Consider the following 18235-nt stretch of genomic DNA (forward strand, 5'->3'; position numbering starts at 1 on the left):
AATAAAATGAACGATAGGCTTTCAAACAATTGGTTTATGAAGTGGATGGAAGAATCTTTAATGCCAGTTCTTGCTCGTATAGCACAAAATGTGTATTTGCAGTCAATTAGAGACGCATTTTCAAGCTTTGCTTTGCCTGTGATTTTGACTGGTGCCCTTTTCTTAATTATAGCAAATCCACCAGAGGGAATTAATTGGGCACCTATACATGCATGGGCAAAAGCAGTAAAACCTATTGCAGCTCAAATCATGATACCTTTCCAACTTACTTTTGGGATAATGGCTATGATGGTAGCCTTTGGTACAGCTTATAGCCTTGCTACACGATGGGACCTCGACGAGACGATGACAGGAATTATTTCAATGTTGGCATTTTTTATAACAAGCTTTCCTGCAACAGATGTGACAAAAGTTACTTTTGGAGATGTACTAAATTACCTCGGCGGTCAAGGCTTGTTTGTAGCAATAATAATAGGCATAATTACAGCAATAGTTGTGAGATTCTTTAACAAAAGTGGTTTGGTAATAAAAATGCCTGAAGGTGTACCACCTTATGTGGTAAGAAGCTTCTTAGCATTAGTTCCTATGTTTGTAATGATAGTGTCAGCGTGGATTGTAGAATGGATTGTATGGGCAAACTTCCATATAACATTGCCACAATTGGTGCTTGACTTATTTAAGCCCCTTGTTGCTGCATCAAATAGTTATCCTGCAGCTTTAGCTGAAATAATACTCATGATGCTTTTGTGGTCATTAGGAATTCACGGTATGAATGTTGTTTCTTCAATTGCTTATCCTTTCTGGATGACACAATTGGCTGCAAATGCAGCGGCTGCAGCAAAGGGATTGCCTTTACCTGGTATTGTAACTGAACCTTTCTTCCATGTGTTTACCCACTTAGGCGGTTCAGGTACTACATGGCCTTTGACAATAATGTTTTTACTTTCTGCTTCTGCACAACTTAGAACAATTGGAAGAGCTGAGCTTATACCTGCAATATTTAATATAAACGAACCATTGATTTTTGGTGCTCCTATTGTGTTAAATCCAATACTCATTATTCCGTTTATATTAGCTCCAGCAGCTGTTGTAACAATAAATTACTTTGCTTTTGCTGTAAATTTAGTACCCAGACCTTTAATACAATTGCCTTTTACAGTTCCAGTTTTTATAAGCGGATTTTTATCTTCCGGTGGCCATTGGCAAGGAGCTTTGTTACAGCTGGTAAATTTAATTGTAACAGCGATTATATACTATCCCTTCTTTAAAATGTATGAAGCTCAACTTTTAAAGAACGAAAAAGAAGTAAAAGACCAAGAATAATTTGTGATGGGAGTGAAACTAATGGACTTAGAACAAATAATATACAACTTAGTATTGCATGGAGGAAATGCAAGAGCGGAAGCTTATGAAGCATTGGATGCAGCCGAAAGAGGAGATTTTGAAGAAGCTGAGAAGCATCTTGAAAAAGCAGATGAAGAGTTTTATGAAGGGCATAAATACCAAAATATGCTGACACAAGGAGAGCAAAGTGAAGCTCCTAATTTCCTAGTAATTCATGCTCAAGACCAGCTTATGACAGCCCTTGCTGAAAAAAACTTAATAAAAAGAATGATTGAACTCTATAAAAGAGTCAATCGATTAGAAAAAAGACAAAAATAGGAGACTCAATACTACCCGGAGAAAAACCGGGTAGTATTTTTTATAATAATTATATCACCTTTTTTCTTTTTTGTCATTATGACCCGAAGCTTTGAAAGTCATTTGTCCACAAAACAACTACAAATCTATTTTGTATACGTTATAAAAAAACGCTTTAAAGTATTGAATTATTTTTTAATATTTATTACAATATATTTGTAAACAATTAAATTATTTCATTAGGTGAGGGATAATTATGTATGAATCTAAAATTAAAGATGAACTTGTTGACCAGTTATTTGAGGCCATTTTAAAACTTAAAAACATAGAGGAATGTTACAGGTTTTTTGAAGATATTGCTACAATAAATGAAATAAAGGCATTAGCGCAGAGATTGGAAGTTGCAAAAATGCTTCGCCAAAAGAAGACTTACATAGAAATTGCAGAAAAGACAGGAGCAAGTACTGCTACCATAAGCAGAGTAAATAGGGCATTGAATTATGGAGCAAATGGATATAAAATTATATTAGATAGATTAGAAACAGAATCCCGGGATTAAAACCGGGCTTTTTTAAGACTAAATTGGAGTGAAAAAAATGAACAACATATTAGGTAACCTCAACGACAAACAAAGAGAAGCAGTTATGACTACAGAAGGACCTCTTTTGATATTAGCGGGAGCTGGAAGCGGCAAGACTCGCGTCCTAACTCATAGAATTGCTTATCTTATAAAAGAGAAAAAAGTATCCCCTTCTAACATACTGGCTATCACTTTTACAAATAAAGCGGCAGAAGAAATGAAAACAAGAGTAGAAGATTTATTAGGTTATATAGGTGACCTATGGGTATCTACTTTCCATTCTGCCTGTGTGAGAATTTTAAGGCGAGATATTGACAAAATAGGCTATGACAGAAATTTCGTCATATTTGATACTACTGACCAAAAGGCTTTAATACAGGAATGTCTTAAAGAGCTAAATTTAAGTGAAAAACAGTATCCTGTGAAAACTGTCTTAAATGCTATTTCTTCTGCAAAGGATAAAATGGTAACTCCAGAAGAGTATATTTATGTTTTTGGAAATGAGTATAGAAGTAAGAAAATAAGTGAAATATACAAATTATATCAAAAAAAGTTAAAGAAAAACAATGCCCTTGATTTTGATGACATAATTATAAAAACTATTGAACTTTTTAAGGAAAGTCCCGAAGTTTTAGACTTTTACCAGAGAAAATTTAAATACATAATGGTAGATGAATATCAAGACACAAATATGCCTCAATACCATTTTGTGAATATGTTAGCCCAGAAATACAGAAACTTATGTGTGGTTGGCGATGATGACCAAAGCATATATGGCTGGAGAGGGGCAGATGTAGGTAACATATTAAACTTTGAGAAGGATTATCCTGAGGCTAAAGTTATAAAATTAGAGCAAAACTATCGTTCTACCAAAACAATATTGGAAGCAGCCAATTATGTCATAGATAATAATATAAGAAGGAAGAAAAAGACTTTATGGACAAATAATGAAGAAGGAGAAAGGATAATTCTCTGTGAATTAGAGAATGAGAGGGAAGAGGCGGAATTTGTGATACAGGAAATAATCAACTTAAAAGAAAGAGAAAATAGAAGTTTTAGGGATTTTGCTATTTTATACAGGACAAATGCCCAGTCCCGTGCTTTTGAGGAAGCCTTAATGAGGGTGCGAATTCCTTACAAAGTGGTCGGAGCTTTAAGGTTTTACGACAGAAAAGAAATAAAAGACATAATTGCCTATTTGCGTATACTTGTAAATCCTTATGATGACATATCTTTTAAAAGGATAATAAACGTTCCTAAAAGAGGTATTGGAGCTGCAACCATTGAAGCATTAGAGGCTACAGCTTTGGAGAAAGACACCAGTCTTTTTTTTGCAATAGATGATGCAAAAGTAAGCCAAAGGGCTAAAAATAGCCTTTTAGAATTTAAGGAGTTTATTTTAGAATTAATTGATAAAAAAGATACAATGACTGTCAGTGAAGTAATAAATTACATTTTAGAAGAGACTGGATATATAGAGGAGTTAGAAAAAGAAGAATCAGAGCAAGCAGAGGGAAGAATAGAAAACCTAAATGAGTTTTTAAATGCGGCTTATGAATTTGAAGAGTCTTCAGAGGACAAATCTTTAGAAGCATTTTTGTCCGGCATAACATTGGTTTCTGATATTGACTTGGCTGGAGAGATTGGAGAAAGCGTTGTTCTCATGACTTTACATTCTGCAAAAGGATTAGAGTTTCCAGTAGTCTTTATGGTAGGTATGGAAGAAGGGGTATTTCCTTCTTTTAAGTCATTTACAGATGAATATGAATTAGAAGAGGAAAGACGGCTTTGTTATGTTGGTATTACGAGGTCTAAAGAAAAACTTTATTTGACCTATGCGAGGAGGAGAAATTTATACGGCAAATCTCAGTACAGCTCCTATTCCCGTTTTATAAGCGAAATACCTGAGAGGTTTTTAGTAAGATACCATGAGTTATCAAAGCCAAGAGAAGAGTATAGGCCTGTATCTAGCTATGTAGAAAGGAAAACTTATGAAAAGGCTCAATATAATTTAGGAGATAAAGTGGAGCATAAAATATGGGGGATAGGTACTGTAGTAAAAGTAGAAGGAGAAGAGATTACAGTTGCCTTTCCAAATGTGGGCATAAAAAAGTTAGACTTAAAGTTTGCTCCTATTAAAGCTATTTCTTAAGTTGTGGAGGTTGGATTATGGAGCCAAAAGAAAGGATAAAGGAATTGAGAGAAAAAATAAATTATCACAATTACAGATATTACGTTTTGGACCAACCAGAGATTTCAGACTATGAGTACGACATGCTGATGAGAGAACTTATAGAATTAGAAGAAAAATATCCAGAGCTTAAAACTCCAGACTCTCCATCCCAAAGAGTAGGTGGGGAGCCTTTAAAAGAATTTGAGCCTTTTACCCATGTAGTTCCAATGTTAAGTTTGGCTAATGCTTTTTCTGAGGGAGAACTTAGAGACTTTGATAGAAGAGTAAGAGAGGCAGTGGGAGATGTAGAGTACGTAGTAGAATTAAAAATTGACGGTTTATCTGTGGAACTAATTTATGAAAATGGCATATTTACTGTAGGTTCTACAAGAGGAGACGGGATCGTAGGAGAAAATGTCACACAAAATTTAAAGACTATAAAGTCAATTCCTTTAAGGCTTAAGGATGATGTGAGCCTTGTTGTAAGAGGAGAGGTCTTCATGCCACGCACTTCTTTTGAAAAATTAAATGAGGAGAGAGAAAAATTAGGGGAAAGCCTTTTTGCAAATCCCAGAAATGCTGCAGCAGGTTCTTTAAGGCAATTAGATCCTAAAGTGACGGCGAAAAGAGATTTAGACATTTTTATTTTTAACCTTCAGAAGATTGAGGATAGAAAATTTAAAACTCACATAGAGACATTAGAATTTTTGAAAGAACAAGGATTTAAAGTAATACCAATTCATAAAAAATGTAGCAATATAGATGAAGTAATAAAAGAAATAGAAGAGATAAGAAACTTACGAGATAAGCTGCCTTACGACATTGATGGAGCAGTTGTAAAAGTAAATGAACTTGAAAAGAGAGAAATTTTAGGACAGACTGCAAAAGACCCCAGGTGGGCTATTGCTTTTAAATATCCTGCTGAGAGGAAAAAGACAAAAGTCTTGGATATAATAGTTCAAGTAGGAAGGACTGGAGCTCTTACTCCTACAGCTATATTAGAGCCTGTAACTATTTCAGGTTCAGTTGTGAGCCGAGCTACACTTCATAATGAAGATTACATAAAAGAGAAAGACATAAGGATAGGAGATACGGTAATAGTTCAAAAAGCGGGAGAAATCATTCCTGAAGTAGTAGAAGTGGTAAAAGAAGAGAGGACTGGACAAGAAAGAGAGTTTGTAATGCCAGATAGATGCCCTGAATGCGGTGCTTTAGCTGTGAGGCTTCCGGGGGAGACTATAAGGCGTTGTACAGGTCTAAATTGTCCTGCACAGCTTCTAAGAGGCATTATCCACTTTGCTTCAAAAGATGCAATGGATATAGAAGGATTGGGGCCAGCTATAATAAATCAGCTTTTGTCAAAAGGTCTAATTCACAACATAGCAGATTTGTATTATCTTAAATACGAAGATTTAATACAATTAGAAAGAATGGGAGACAAATCTGTTAAAAATTTATTAAATGCTATTGAAGAAAGCAAAACAAGAGATTTAGATAGATTGCTCTTTGGCTTGGGTATAAACTTAATAGGCAGTAAAGCTGCCCAAGTGATTGCTGAGCATTTTAAGACAATGGACAATATCATGAAGGCAAAATTTGAAGACTTTACACATTTGCCTGACATAGGACCTAAGATGGCAAGAAGCATAGTTTCCTTTTTTGCAGAAAAACAAAATTTAGAGATAATTGAAAAACTTAAAAATGCTGGAGTAAACATGAAAAAGCTTTCAAAAGAAAAAGTAAGCAACATATTTGAAGGGAAAACTTTTGTTTTGACAGGAGCGTTGGAAAATTACACGAGAGAAGAAGCTACCAGAATGATTGAAGAAAGAGGTGGAAAAGTTACAAATTCAGTAAGTAAAAAAACGGACTATGTATTAGTAGGTAAAGATCCTGGTTCTAAACTTAAAAAAGCCCAAGAATTAGGAATAAAGATAATTGATGAAAAACAATTTGAAGAAATGCTAAAAGGTGAAAATATTTAAAAACTCTATCCTTCAAAAAATATGTTTTTGTGGTAAACTATAAGATGTGAATAATAAAGGAAAGGTGTGGTAACATGGCTATTAGCAGGAGCGAAGTTGAGCATGTGGCTAAACTGGCCCGTCTCAAATTTTCGCAAGAGGAAATAGAAGAGTTTACAGTGCAACTGAGCAAAATTATCGACTATGTAAACAAATTAAACGAATTGGACACTGAAAATGTAGAGCCTACAGCTCATATAGTGCCAATTCATAATGTATTTAGAGAAGACGAAGTAAAGCCTTCAATGGACAGAGACAAAATATTGATGAATGCACCTTATAAAGAGAACGGCTGTTTTAAAGTGCCAAAGATTATAGAATGAGGAGGTACATAAATGGAATTATATAGTTTGACAATTCACGAACTTAGAGAACTTCTCAAAAAGAGAGAAGTCAGTGCTTTGGAAGTGACAAAATCCTATCTTGAAAGAATAAAAGAAGTAGAACCTAAAATAGATGCTCTTATCACAATTACAGAGGATTTTGCCTTGCAAAAAGCAAAAGAAGCAGATGAGAAAATCAAAAAAGGAGAGGACACGGCCCTTACAGGCATTCCTGTCATAATAAAGGACAACATTTCTACTGAGGGAATAAAAACCACTTGTTCTTCTAAGATGCTAGAAAACTATATTCCTCCCTATAATGCCACAATAGTGGAAAAATTACTAGAAGAAGGAGTGATAATTTTAGGAAAATCCAATTTAGACGAATTTGCAATGGGCTCTTCTACAGAAAATTCAGCTTTTAAGACTACAAAAAATCCTTGGGACTTATCCCGTGTTCCAGGAGGGTCTTCTGGTGGTTCTGCAGCAGCTATAGCGGCAGACGAGGCGGCTTTTGCTTTGGGTTCAGATACAGGTGGTTCTATAAGACAACCAGCTTCTTTATGCGGTGTAGTAGGGATGAAACCTACTTATGGATTGGTGTCAAGATATGGCCTTGTAGCTTTTGCTTCTTCACTTGACCAGATTGGGCCCTTTACAAAAGATGTTACAGACTGTGCTATTGTATTAAATACAATTATAGGGCATGACCCCAAAGACTCTACTTCTTTAAAGATAGACAAGCCTGATTACACTTCTTATCTCAAAGAAGATATTAAAGGTTTGAGGATAGGAGTGGCTAAAGAATTTTTTGGCGAGGGAATAGAAGAAGGAGTAAAAGAAACTGTACAAGAATCCATAAAAGTTTTACAGGATTTAGGAGCAGAAATCATAGATATATCTATTCCTTATGTAGAATATGCTCTTCCAGCTTATTATATAATCGCTTCGGCAGAGGCTAGTTCCAACCTTGCAAGGTATGATGGCATAAGATACGGCCATATTGCAGAAAAATATGAAGATTTGATTGACATGTACATGGTTACGAGAAGCGAAGGATTTGGCAAAGAAGTAAAAAGAAGGATAATGCTAGGGACTTATGCTTTAAGCTCTGGTTATTATGATGCTTATTACAAAAAAGCATTAAAGGTCAGAACTCTCATTAAAAATGACTTTGAAAAAGCTTTTGAAAAATGCGATGTAATAATAGGTCCAACAAGTCCTACTGTAGCTTTTAAAATTGGAGAAAGGGCAAACGACCCGTTAGCCATGTATTTAGCGGATATATACACTGTATCGGTTAACATAGCGGGGCTCCCTGGCATATCCATACCTTGTGGTCTTTCAGATGGCTTACCTGTTGGACTTCAGATAATTGGCAGACATTTTGACGAAGGGAAAATATTAAATGTCGCTTATGCCTTTGAACAAGCTAACAAATTTAATGCTAAACCACAGGCCATAGGAGGTGCAAGATAATGAAGTACGAAGCAGTGATTGGCTTAGAGGTCCATGCCGAACTTTTGACAGAGAGCAAAATTTTTTGTAGCTGTACTACCAAATTTGGCGGTGAACCTAATACCCACGTATGTCCGGTATGTCTTGGACTTCCCGGCACTTTACCAATTTTAAATAAAAAAGTTGTAGAATATGCTGTAAGAGCGGGACTTGCTTTAAACTGCACAATTGCAAACTTCAGCAAGATGGACAGAAAAAACTACTTTTATCCTGACTTACCCAAAGCTTATCAGATTTCTCAATATGACCTTCCCTTGTGCAGCAACGGGTATGTAGAAATTGAAATAGATGGGCAGACAAAGAAAATAGGAATAAAGAGGATACACATTGAAGAAGATGCTGGAAAGTTGCTACATGAAAATACAGATGGTTCTTTAGTAGATTACAACCGTGCAGGAGTGCCTCTCATTGAAATAGTTTCTGAGCCAGATATGTCTACACCTGAAGAAGCTTATCAATACTTAACAAAATTAAAGAGCATTTTAGAGTATACCGAAGTTTCTGACTGCAAAATGCAGGAAGGTTCTTTAAGAGTTGATACAAATGTGTCTGTGAGGCCTGTGGGAAGTACTGAATTAGGGACAAAAATAGAGCTTAAAAATTTAAACTCTTTTAAAGCCGTTCAAAAGGCGTTGGAATATGAAATAAAAAGACAGATAAAAGTCTTAGAAGAAGGCGGAACAATAGTACAAGAGACAAGAAGATGGAATGAGTCAAAAGGAATTACTGAGCCTATGAGGACAAAAGAGGAAGCTCATGACTACAGGTATTTCCCTGAACCAGATTTAGTTCCAATAATTGTAACAGATGAGTGGAAAGAAGAGATTAGAAAGTCTTTGCCTGAAATGCCACACCACAAGAGAGAAAGATTTATTGCTGAGTACGGTTTGCCTGAATATGATGCTAAAATTATAACTTCTTCAAAGAAAATGGCCGACTTTTTTGAAAAGTGCGTTCTCGAATATGATTCTCCAAAGACTGTAAGCAATTGGCTTATGGGAGAATTTTCTCGCCTCATGAATGAGACAGGAAAAGAAATAGACGAAGTACCAGTAACACCGCAAATGTTAGTAAAGTTGCTTAAATTAATTGATAACGGTGTGATAAGCGGATCCATTGCTAAAACTGTTTTTGAAGAGATGTTTGGTACAGGGAAAGAGCCAGAGGTAATAGTAGAAGAAAAAGGATTGAAACAGATAGCTAATGAGAATGAATTAAGAGAAATTATCAAAAAAGTCATAGCAGAAAATCCTAAATCAGTAGAGGATTACAAAAACGGCAAAGAGAAAGCAATGGGCTTTTTAGTAGGGCAAGTTATGAAAGCGACCAAAGGAAAAGCAAATCCGCAGCTTACTAATCAGATTTTGAAAGAAGAATTGTCAAAGTAATAGCTAGTAATTATTAATAAAAAAGCAGCATACATTATATATGTAGGCTGCTTTTTTTATTTTATTCGTAAAAAAGCGACAATTACAAGTATATTTTATCATTTAAACATTTTTCACTGAATTCATAAAATAGTCTTGTATATGTAAACACTTGATGATATAATTATAAGCAAATTAGACAAACGTTATATTTTAGAATTCATGCTATTTATCAGTTCTTAATGGTGAAAAACAGATTTGATATATTTTAAATAGTTTATAAATTTCCAGTCAAAATAATGAATAATCAAATATAGTTTGTTTTTTTTGCATTTACAATTGTAGCAATAAAAAATTTATAAAATTTAAGCAGGAATTTTGTATATTTTATCTAATATATAAAATAGATAAAATTTATAATTTAAATTTTGCTGAAAATTTTTAAATATCAGCTGAGGGTGAGAGATGTGTTATAAACGAAAGTTCAAAAAGATAAATTTGTTAATAAGAGGGAGGAATTTTTTGATGAAAAGTAAAAAACTTTTAGTGTTGGGGATTGCTATTTTATTTATTTTGTCAGTGCTTTTTTCTGGTTGTTCAAAACAACAGACTGCTCCGAGTGAGACTTCTTCTCAAACCGAAAAGAAAGACGAACAGGTGTTGAATGTAAACCTTGGAGAAGAGCCACCAAACCTTGACCCGCAAAAAGCCACAGACGTTGTGTCTTTTGATGTTTTAAATGCCACATTAGAAGGATTGGTAAGGCTCAATAAGGAAGGAAAAGTTGAAAAAGGCTCAGGCCTTGCACTTGACTGGGAAATTTCTCCTGATGGATTGAGGTATGTCTTCCACTTAAGGGATGCCAAGTGGAGTGACGGTACTCCTATCACTGCTCATGACTTTGAATACGCGTGGAAGAGAGCCCTTGCTCCAGAAACAGCTTCACAGTACGCATATATGCTTTACTACATTAAAAATGCTGAGGCATATAATAGTGGCAAAGCAAAAGCTGAAGATGTGGGAGTAAAAGCCCTTGATGATAAAACATTGGAAGTCATCCTTGAAAAACCAGCTCCTCAATTTTTAGGGTTAACATCTTTTATCACATATTTGCCAGCGAAAAAAGCTGCTGTTGAAAAATATGGAGACAAATATGGTTCCTCACCAGATACAATGGTTTATTCCGGGCCATTCATAGTAAAAGAATGGAACCATGAACAAAACATTGTTCTTGAAAAAAATCCAAATTACTGGGATAAAGACAATGTAAAGCTGGAAAGAATAAATATGGATATGTTAAAAGATGAAAATGCCATTGTTCAAAAATACGAAGCAGGAGAATATGATAGTATAGGTGTACCAGGACAATATATTGACAAATACAAAGACGATCCAAATTTCCATCAAATGGCAACGGCTACAACGTCGTATTTACAATTCAATAATAAGAGCAAAATATTCTCAAATGTTAACATGAGAAAAGCTTTCACATATGCAGTAGATAGAAAAGCTTTTGTGGATAACATCCTCAAGAATGGTTCAATACCTGCTCTTTCATTTGTTCCACCAGGAATACCTGGTGAAAAAGAAGAGTTTAGAAAAGAAGGCGGAGATTTCTTTAAAGACAATGATGTAGCTAAGGCAAAAGAGCTTCTTGCAAAAGGAATGCAAGAATTGGGAATCGACAAGCTTCCAAAGATAAAATTTGTAGGTGGAGATAGTGACGCTGCTAAAAAGCATACACAGGCATTGCAGGAATTCTGGAACAAAAACTTGGGTGTAAGTGTTGATATTGTAAATGTCGCGTTTAAAGTGAGACTTGATATGATGGACAAAGGAGATTATGACATAGTATACGCTGGTTGGGCGGCTGACTACAATGATCCAATGACGTTTATGGACCTTTGGGTAACAGGTGGTGGAAACAACACAGCTTTCTACAGCAATCCAAAATACGATGAACTTATAAAGAAGGCTAACTCTACAAATGATAATTCAGTGAGAATGCAAGCAATGCACGAAGCAGAAAAGATTTTGATGGAAGACATGCCAATTGGTCCTCTCTACTTCGCAGGAAGAGCATACCTGCAAAGACCATACGTAAAAGACTGGGTAAGGTTCCCAGTTGGTGTGGACAACGAATGGAAATGGACATATATTGAGGGAAAGAATAAATAAAATTGAAGTGGAAAAATAAACATATCTCGTAAAAGCCAGGTCTTTTAAGGCTTGGCTTTTTACATTTTTGTGGCTCAAATAGAGCACAAAATATTTGTTAATATTTCAAATGTTATTATAATTAAACAAATGTTATTATAATTAAACAAAAAATTTAGTACTTACAAATAATTTGCTTGATTTGAAAAGATTAATGTAGATAATAATTAAAGTAGAGATTAAGTATATATATTTAGTTATATAAAACTTCAGTGCGTTAAAATCAAAGAATCAAGATAAAATTTGGGTTGAGTTTAGTTTTAATATAATGTTTACAAAATTTTTTAATAGTTAAACGAATTTTGAAGGATTTTTTTATTTTTTGTCTAAATATATTAATATATAAGGAAAAGCTTTTCGATTTGTGCATAATTTTGTGTATTGATTATTACCTTTAAATGATATAAAATTTATATATATTTAAGATGTATTGCACGCACAAGTCAAAGTTTACTTTACTGAGGAGGTGAAGTAAGCAACATAAAATAAGAACAATTTTTATATTTATTTTTAAGGGGGGCCAAGTCTTTTAAATTGAATTTTTAAAATAGGAGGAGAAAATTTATGTTAAGACACAAAAGAGCTATAGTGACGTTACTATCAATAGTTTTGGTTTTAAGCGCAGTACTTGCAGGTTGCAGCGGTCAAAGTAAGACTTCTACAAGTACAATTTCTGCAAATAACGCAAGCGAACAAGTTTTGAATTTAAATTTAGGTGATGAACCACCTACATTGGACCCGCAAAAAGCTACAGATGAAGTTTCTTTTACAATTTTAAATGACGTTTTAGAGGGTCTTGTAAGATACGACATGAATGGCAAGATTGAAAAAGGTTCAGGGCTTGCTAAAGATTGGGAAATTTCAGAGGACGGTCTTACCTATATTTTCCATTTGAGAGACGCAAAATGGAGCGATGGCAATCCTATCACTGCTTATGACTTTGAATACGCGTGGAAAAGAGCACTTAACCCCAACACAGCTTCACAATATGCCTATCAGCTCTTTTATATAAAAGGTGCTGAAGAGTATAACTCAGGTAAAGGTAGTGCTGATCAAGTAGGTGTTAAAGCTCTTGATGACAAAACTTTGCAAGTTACTTTGAAAGCACCAGCACCTCAATTTTTAGGACTTACTTCATTCCCGACTTATATGCCTCTTGAAAAGTCGATATATGAAAAATATGGTGATAAAGTTGGGTCAGATCCAAACACTTTAGTTTACAGCGGTCCATTTATAATTAAGTCTTGGGAGCATGAACAAAGCATTACTCTCGAAAAAAACCCAAATTACTGGGATAAAGATAATGTAAAACTTCAAACAATTAATTTTACGATGATAAAAGATAATAACTCTCTGGTGCAAAACTATGATACAGGAGCTCTTGATTCTATCTTTATTCCTGGAGATTATATAGACAAATATAAAGATTCACCTGAATATCACAACTATGCACTTGCGACTGTTTGGTATTTGCAATTTAATAATAAAGATAAAATATTTAAAAATGCTAATATAAGAAAAGCATTTACTCTTGCGATTAACAGAGAGCTTTTTGTAAAAGAAGTTGCCAAAAATGGTTCTATACCAGCAGAAGCCATAGTTCCTCCTGGAATTCCTGGCTACAACGGAGATTTTAGGAGTGAAGCTGGGCAAGGTTATTTCAAAGACAATGATGTGGCACAAGCAAAAGAATACTTGCAAAAAGGCTTACAAGAGCTTGGCCTTAGTAAACTACCTAGTATAAAATTCTTAACGGGGGATATAGATACTGCTAAAAAATACGCTGTAGCTTTACAACAAATGTGGAATCAAGCTCTTGGAGTACAAGTTGAAATTCAAAGCGTAGCATTTAAAGTAAGGCTTGATATGATGGATAAGGGAGATTATCAAATAGTTCTTGCTGGTTGGGGTGCTGACTATAATGACCCAATGACCTTCCTTGATATGTGGGAGACAAACAATGGTAATAATACAGCTTTCTACAGCAATCCAAATTATGATAAACTCATAGAGGAAGCAAAAGTAAATGGCGATTTGAAAGCAAGAAATGAAGAAATGATTCAAGCAGAAAAAATCTTAATGGAAGATATGCCAATTGGTCCATTGTGGTTCCAAGCAAGGGCGTATGTTGTAAAACCATATGTAAAAGACTTATACTTACCAACGTTTGGACCTGATTGGGAAATGAAATGGACTTACATTGAAGGTAAGAAATAAAAGGGATAAAATAAATAATATAAACGCGAATATATATGGCATAGGCCATATATATTCGCTGCATTTACATCAAACGCCATTGGAGGTGTAGGAATTTGTTAAGATATACTTTAGAGCGAACGCTATATATGCTTATAACTTTGTGGGTCATTGTCACTTTGACGTTTTTCTTAATGCACATGATTCCTGGTGATCCTTTTACAAGTGAAAAAAGGGTTCCGGAACAAATAAGGCAAAACATGTTGGCTAAATATCATCTTGATAAGCCTTTAATTGTGCAATACGGATATTATCTAAGAAATTTACTACATGGTGATTTGGGCATTTCATTAAAATATTTAAACAGAACTGTAAATGAAATCATAGCAAACGGTTTTCCGGCTTCTTTTCAGATAGGAATGCAATCAATAATAATAGGAGTATTTTTAGGATTGATTCTTGGAATTGTGGCGGCATTAAACAGAAATGGTTTTTGGGATTATGTTTCAATGATTTTGGCGATTATAGGAAGGTCTGTTCCTAATTTTATAATTGCTACATTATTGCAGTATTGGATAGCATCAAAACTAAGATGGCTTCCTGTGTCAGGATGGGGAACTTTTGCTCATACTATACTTCCATCGGTAGCTTTGTCTTTTGCTTCATTATCAATAATTTCTCGTTTAATGAGAGCAAGCATGCTTGATGTAATTGGACAGGACTATATAAAGACTGCTAAATCAAAAGGACTTTCTTCTTTTGAGATTGTTTGGAGGCATATGATAAGAAATGCCATTTTACCAATAATAACTGTATTAGGACCATTGATTGCGGGAATTGTGACTGGTACATTTGTTATTGAAAGAATTTTTGGAATACCTGGGCTTGGCAAGTATTTTGTTCAAAGTATATATAACAACGACTATACCATGATACTTGGGACAACTATTTTCTATAGCGTTATACTTGTATTTATGATGTTCCTTGTTGATATAACATATGGCTTCATAGATCCAAGAATAAGGCTTTCTAAAGGGGGTAAATAATTGTGGTTGAAATTACAAGAGAGAAATTTGAAAGAGTAGGACCAAATATTGAGGAAAGTCAAGCAATAATTCGTCCCAGTATGACTTACTGGCAAGACGCATGGAGAAGGCTTAAAATGAATAAAGTTGCAATGGCATCTTTGGTGTTTCTTATCTTATTGGGCATAATGGCGATCATAGGGCCTTATTTATTACCTTACAAATATTCTGACCAAAACCTTATGATGACAAATAAACCGCCATCTGCTGAGCATTGGTTTGGTACGGATTATCTGGGCAGAGATTTATTTGTAAGGACGTGGATGGGAGCAAGAATATCCCTTACTATAGGTATTGCAGCGGCTTTACTGGATGGTATCATTGGTGTAATTTACGGGGGAATTTCAGGATACTTTGGAGGACAAGTTGACAATGTTATGATGCGTATTGTAGATATTTTGTATGGAATACCTTATCTTATATTAGTTATTTTGCTTATGCTTGTTATGGGACCTGGGATTGTTACTATAATTACCGCAATGGTTATAACAGGTTGGGTAGGAATGGCAAGACTTGTAAGAGGGCAAGTTTTGCAGTTAAAAGAACAAGAATTTGTGATGGCGGCGAAAACTTTAGGAGCTTCTCCCGGAAGAATAATTATGAAGCACTTAATTCCAAATACTTTAGGTCCAATAATAGTTTCTATAACTTTCGACGTTCCTGCTGCAATTTTTACAGAAGCTTTCTTAAGTTATATAGGTTTAGGTGTACAGCCTCCTTTAGCAAGTTGGGGAACTTTAGCTAATGATGCTACAAATGTATTGCTCATGTATCCTTACCAATTGTTCTTCCCGGCGTTTTTCATAAGTATAACAATGCTCTCTTTCAACTTATTAGGTGATGGTTTAAGAGACGCTCTTGACCCAAGGTTGCGCAAATAAGGAGGAATTGACATGGAAAAAAAAGAAGTATTGTTAGAAGTAAGAGATTTGGAGTATTCTTTTGATACCTATGCCGGGGAGGTTAAAGCCGTAAGAGGCGTAAGCTTTGAAGTGTATAAAGGAGAAGCCTTGGCAATCGTTGGCGAATCTGGTTGTGGTAAGTCTGTGACAATGCATGCAGTAATGAAACTAAACCCTGAACCTCCAGGGAGATTAAAAGGTGGGAAAATCATATTTGATGGAAAAGATATAACTAATTATACAGATAGAGAGATGCAATCAATAAGAGGTTCAGAAATTGGTATGATATTCCAAGATCCTATGACTTCTTTGAATCCTACAATGACAGTAGGTAATCAAATTGCTGAAGTAATTTTAAAACATGAAGATGTAACTAGAGCAGAAGCTATAAAAAGGGCTAAAGAAATGTTGGACATTGTTGGAATTCCAAATGCTGAAAAAAGAATTCATCAATATCCTCATGAATTTTCAGGTGGAATGAGACAGAGGGCGATGATCGCTATTGCTCTAGCTTGTAAACCTAAATTATTAATTGCAGATGAGCCAACTACAGCTTTAGACGTTACAATACAAGCTCAGATTTTAGATTTGATGAAAGATTTGCAAAAACAATTTAATACTTCAATAATTATTATTACTCATGACCTTGGAGTTGTTGCTGATATAGCGGATAGAGTTGTGGTAATGTATGCAGGTAAAATTATTGAAAGAGGTACAGTAGATGAAATATTTTATAACCCACAACATCCTTATACTTGGGGGCTATTAAAGTCGGTTCCTCGCTTAGATGCAAAGAATAAAGAAAAACTTGTACCGATTATTGGGACACCGCCTGACCTTTTTGCACCACCTGTTGGATGTCCTTTTGCAGTAAGGTGTGATTATGCTATGAAAATATGTTATGAAGCTCCGCCAGAGGTCACTAAAGAATCAGAGACTCAGCAAGTTGCTTGTTGGCTTAAACACCCCTATGCTCCAAAAGTTGCTAATCCATTTGGAATGGGGGTAACAGTAGATGAGTGATAACAAAGTTTTGCTCGCGGTAAAAAATCTAAAAAAATATTTTCATGTTAGTGGTGGCATTTTAAAAGCTGTAGATGATGTAAGCTTTACCATTAAAAAAGGAGAAACATTAGGTTTGGTGGGAGAGTCGGGGTGTGGCAAATCTACGACTGGCCGTACCATAATAGGACTTTATGAGCCAACGGCAGGAGAAATTATATTTGATGGAGAAAAAGTTAACCATCTAACTTACGAAGGAAGAAAGAAATTTGCCCGAAGAGCGCAAATGATTTTCCAAGACCCCTATGCCTCTTTAAATCCCCGTATGACGGTTGGGGATATCATTGGTGAAGGAATTGACATACACGAACTTTATACTGGAAAAGAAAGGATGGAAAGAATATATCAACTTTTAGAGATGGTAGGATTAAATAGAGAACATGCTAATAGATTTCCTCACGAATTTTCAGGTGGTCAGAGACAAAGAATTGGTATAGCGAGGGCAATGGCTATAGAACCAGATTTTATCATAGCTGATGAACCTATATCTGCTTTAGACGTGTCTATACAAGCTCAGATTGTAAATCTTTTGATGAATTTGCAACAAGAAAAAGGTCTTACCTACTTGTTTATTGCTCATGACCTGAGCATGGTAAGGCATATAAGTGATAATGTTGCTGTAATGTATTTAGGAATGATTGTGGAAATGACTAGTAGCGCTGAGCTTTACTCTAATCCGCTACATCCTTATACTCAGGCACTTTTGTCAGCGGTACCTATACCTGACCCTAATGTAGAGAGAAAAAGAGAAAGAATAATACTTGAAGGTGACGTGCCAAGCCCAATAAATCCACCCCCTGGTTGTAGATTTAGAACGAGATGCAAATATGCGATGGATATTTGCAAAGAACAAACTCCTCCACTTAAAGAAGTGGGTAGCGGTCATTTTGTTGCTTGTCATCTTTTTAATAAATAAAAAGGCACTTGTAGCGAGTGTCTTTCAGACTGTTGACAAACTTTCGTAAAGAAGATATTTTGCATAAGGAGCGACTTGTGACAAAGCGACCCGGCACTCAAGTAAGTATGCTTGTTTTTTCTATTTTTGCTTTATCAAACTCTCCTACTTGAGTGCCGGGAAACTTAGCAAGACCGAGGGTGGAGGCAGGGCCGAAGCCATGGATGGCGGAGGCGGGCACCTTAAGGCATG

14 protein-coding genes are annotated in these 18235 nt (G+C 35.2%); all 14 read left to right on the top strand.

All coding sequences use genetic code 11. The features are described 5' to 3' along the window. Positions 1 to 6: 6 nt before the first annotated feature. The 14 genes from TKV_RS02845 to TKV_RS02910 all read left to right on the top strand — a co-directional run bounded on the left by TKV_RS02845 (position 7) and on the right by TKV_RS02910 (position 18004). Positions 7 to 1323: a PTS sugar transporter subunit IIC gene (locus TKV_RS02845; RefSeq protein ID WP_049684678.1), complete on the top strand. Its 1317-nt coding sequence runs from the start codon at positions 7 to 9 to the stop codon at positions 1321 to 1323. A gap of 21 nt (positions 1324 to 1344) precedes the next feature. Continuing rightward, the gene (locus tag TKV_RS02850) at positions 1345 to 1662 is read left to right on the top strand and encodes a PTS lactose/cellobiose transporter subunit IIA (RefSeq protein ID WP_049684679.1); all 318 of its coding nucleotides are present in this window, start codon (positions 1345 to 1347) and stop codon (positions 1660 to 1662) included. 235 nt (positions 1663 to 1897) lie between these two features. Next, on the top strand, positions 1898 to 2200 hold the full coding sequence (locus tag TKV_RS02855) for a YerC/YecD family TrpR-related protein (protein WP_003868774.1): 303 nt from the start codon (positions 1898 to 1900) through the stop codon (positions 2198 to 2200). A 37-nt stretch (positions 2201 to 2237) separates the two neighbouring features. After that, complete coding sequence (pcrA, locus tag TKV_RS02860) at positions 2238 to 4373, top strand: DNA helicase PcrA (RefSeq protein WP_049684680.1); 2136 nt, start codon at positions 2238 to 2240, stop codon at positions 4371 to 4373. A gap of 17 nt (positions 4374 to 4390) precedes the next feature. Next, positions 4391 to 6379 (top strand): NAD-dependent DNA ligase LigA, encoded by a 1989-nt coding sequence (ligA, locus tag TKV_RS02865; protein WP_049684681.1) that lies wholly within the window; start codon positions 4391 to 4393, stop codon positions 6377 to 6379. A gap of 74 nt (positions 6380 to 6453) precedes the next feature. After that, a complete protein-coding gene (gene gatC, locus TKV_RS02870; protein ID WP_003868770.1) occupies positions 6454 to 6741 on the top strand; it encodes an Asp-tRNA(Asn)/Glu-tRNA(Gln) amidotransferase subunit GatC in 288 nt (95 codons plus the stop codon). 12 nt (positions 6742 to 6753) lie between these two features. Beyond that, positions 6754 to 8220 carry an Asp-tRNA(Asn)/Glu-tRNA(Gln) amidotransferase subunit GatA gene (gatA, locus tag TKV_RS02875; protein WP_049684682.1) on the top strand — a complete coding sequence of 489 codons (1467 nt, stop codon included), beginning with the start codon at positions 6754 to 6756 and terminating at the stop codon, positions 8218 to 8220. After that, positions 8220 to 9647, top strand: a complete 1428-nt coding sequence (gatB, locus tag TKV_RS02880; RefSeq protein ID WP_019907433.1) for an Asp-tRNA(Asn)/Glu-tRNA(Gln) amidotransferase subunit GatB — start codon at positions 8220 to 8222, stop codon at positions 9645 to 9647. The genes gatA and gatB overlap by 1 nt, the downstream gene beginning before the upstream one ends. 504 nt (positions 9648 to 10151) lie before the next feature. Further along, positions 10152 to 11804 carry a peptide ABC transporter substrate-binding protein gene (locus tag TKV_RS02885; RefSeq protein WP_049684683.1) on the top strand — a complete coding sequence of 551 codons (1653 nt, stop codon included), beginning with the start codon at positions 10152 to 10154 and terminating at the stop codon, positions 11802 to 11804. 603 nt (positions 11805 to 12407) lie between these two features. Next, positions 12408 to 14060 (top strand): peptide ABC transporter substrate-binding protein, encoded by a 1653-nt coding sequence (locus TKV_RS02890; protein WP_049684684.1) that lies wholly within the window; start codon positions 12408 to 12410, stop codon positions 14058 to 14060. A gap of 95 nt (positions 14061 to 14155) precedes the next feature. Further along, complete coding sequence (locus TKV_RS02895) at positions 14156 to 15085, top strand: ABC transporter permease (protein WP_049684685.1); 930 nt, start codon at positions 14156 to 14158, stop codon at positions 15083 to 15085. Positions 15086 to 15087: 2 nt separating this feature from the next. Next, positions 15088 to 16005 carry an ABC transporter permease gene (locus tag TKV_RS02900; RefSeq protein WP_049684686.1) on the top strand — a complete coding sequence of 306 codons (918 nt, stop codon included), beginning with the start codon at positions 15088 to 15090 and terminating at the stop codon, positions 16003 to 16005. 12 nt (positions 16006 to 16017) lie between these two features. Further along, positions 16018 to 17049 carry an ABC transporter ATP-binding protein gene (locus TKV_RS02905; protein ID WP_049684687.1) on the top strand — a complete coding sequence of 344 codons (1032 nt, stop codon included), beginning with the start codon at positions 16018 to 16020 and terminating at the stop codon, positions 17047 to 17049. Then, positions 17042 to 18004, top strand: a complete 963-nt coding sequence (locus TKV_RS02910) for an ABC transporter ATP-binding protein (protein ID WP_049684688.1) — start codon at positions 17042 to 17044, stop codon at positions 18002 to 18004. The genes TKV_RS02905 and TKV_RS02910 overlap by 8 nt, the downstream gene beginning before the upstream one ends. The last annotated feature ends 231 nt before the right edge of the window (positions 18005 to 18235 follow it).

It is taken from the genome of Thermoanaerobacter kivui, from assembly GCF_000763575.1.
In the GTDB taxonomy this organism is placed as follows: Bacteria; Bacillota; Thermoanaerobacteria; order Thermoanaerobacterales; family Thermoanaerobacteraceae; genus Thermoanaerobacter; species Thermoanaerobacter kivui.

Coding starts and splice junctions, on each gene's coding strand:
- TKV_RS02855 (WP_003868774.1), top strand. CDS start 1,898: ATGTATGAATCTAAAATTAAAGATGAACTTGTTGACCAGTTATTTGAG.
- TKV_RS02885 (WP_049684683.1), top strand. CDS start 10,152: ATGAAAAGTAAAAAACTTTTAGTGTTGGGGATTGCTATTTTATTTATT.
- TKV_RS02845 (WP_049684678.1), top strand. CDS start 7: ATGAACGATAGGCTTTCAAACAATTGGTTTATGAAGTGGATGGAAGAA.
- TKV_RS02905 (WP_049684687.1), top strand. CDS start 16,018: ATGGAAAAAAAAGAAGTATTGTTAGAAGTAAGAGATTTGGAGTATTCT.
- TKV_RS02850 (WP_049684679.1), top strand. CDS start 1,345: ATGGACTTAGAACAAATAATATACAACTTAGTATTGCATGGAGGAAAT.
- gatA (WP_049684682.1), top strand. CDS start 6,754: ATGGAATTATATAGTTTGACAATTCACGAACTTAGAGAACTTCTCAAA.
- pcrA (WP_049684680.1), top strand. CDS start 2,238: ATGAACAACATATTAGGTAACCTCAACGACAAACAAAGAGAAGCAGTT.
- gatC (WP_003868770.1), top strand. CDS start 6,454: ATGGCTATTAGCAGGAGCGAAGTTGAGCATGTGGCTAAACTGGCCCGT.
- gatB (WP_019907433.1), top strand. CDS start 8,220: ATGAAGTACGAAGCAGTGATTGGCTTAGAGGTCCATGCCGAACTTTTG.
- TKV_RS02890 (WP_049684684.1), top strand. CDS start 12,408: ATGTTAAGACACAAAAGAGCTATAGTGACGTTACTATCAATAGTTTTG.
- ligA (WP_049684681.1), top strand. CDS start 4,391: ATGGAGCCAAAAGAAAGGATAAAGGAATTGAGAGAAAAAATAAATTAT.
- TKV_RS02910 (WP_049684688.1), top strand. CDS start 17,042: ATGAGTGATAACAAAGTTTTGCTCGCGGTAAAAAATCTAAAAAAATAT.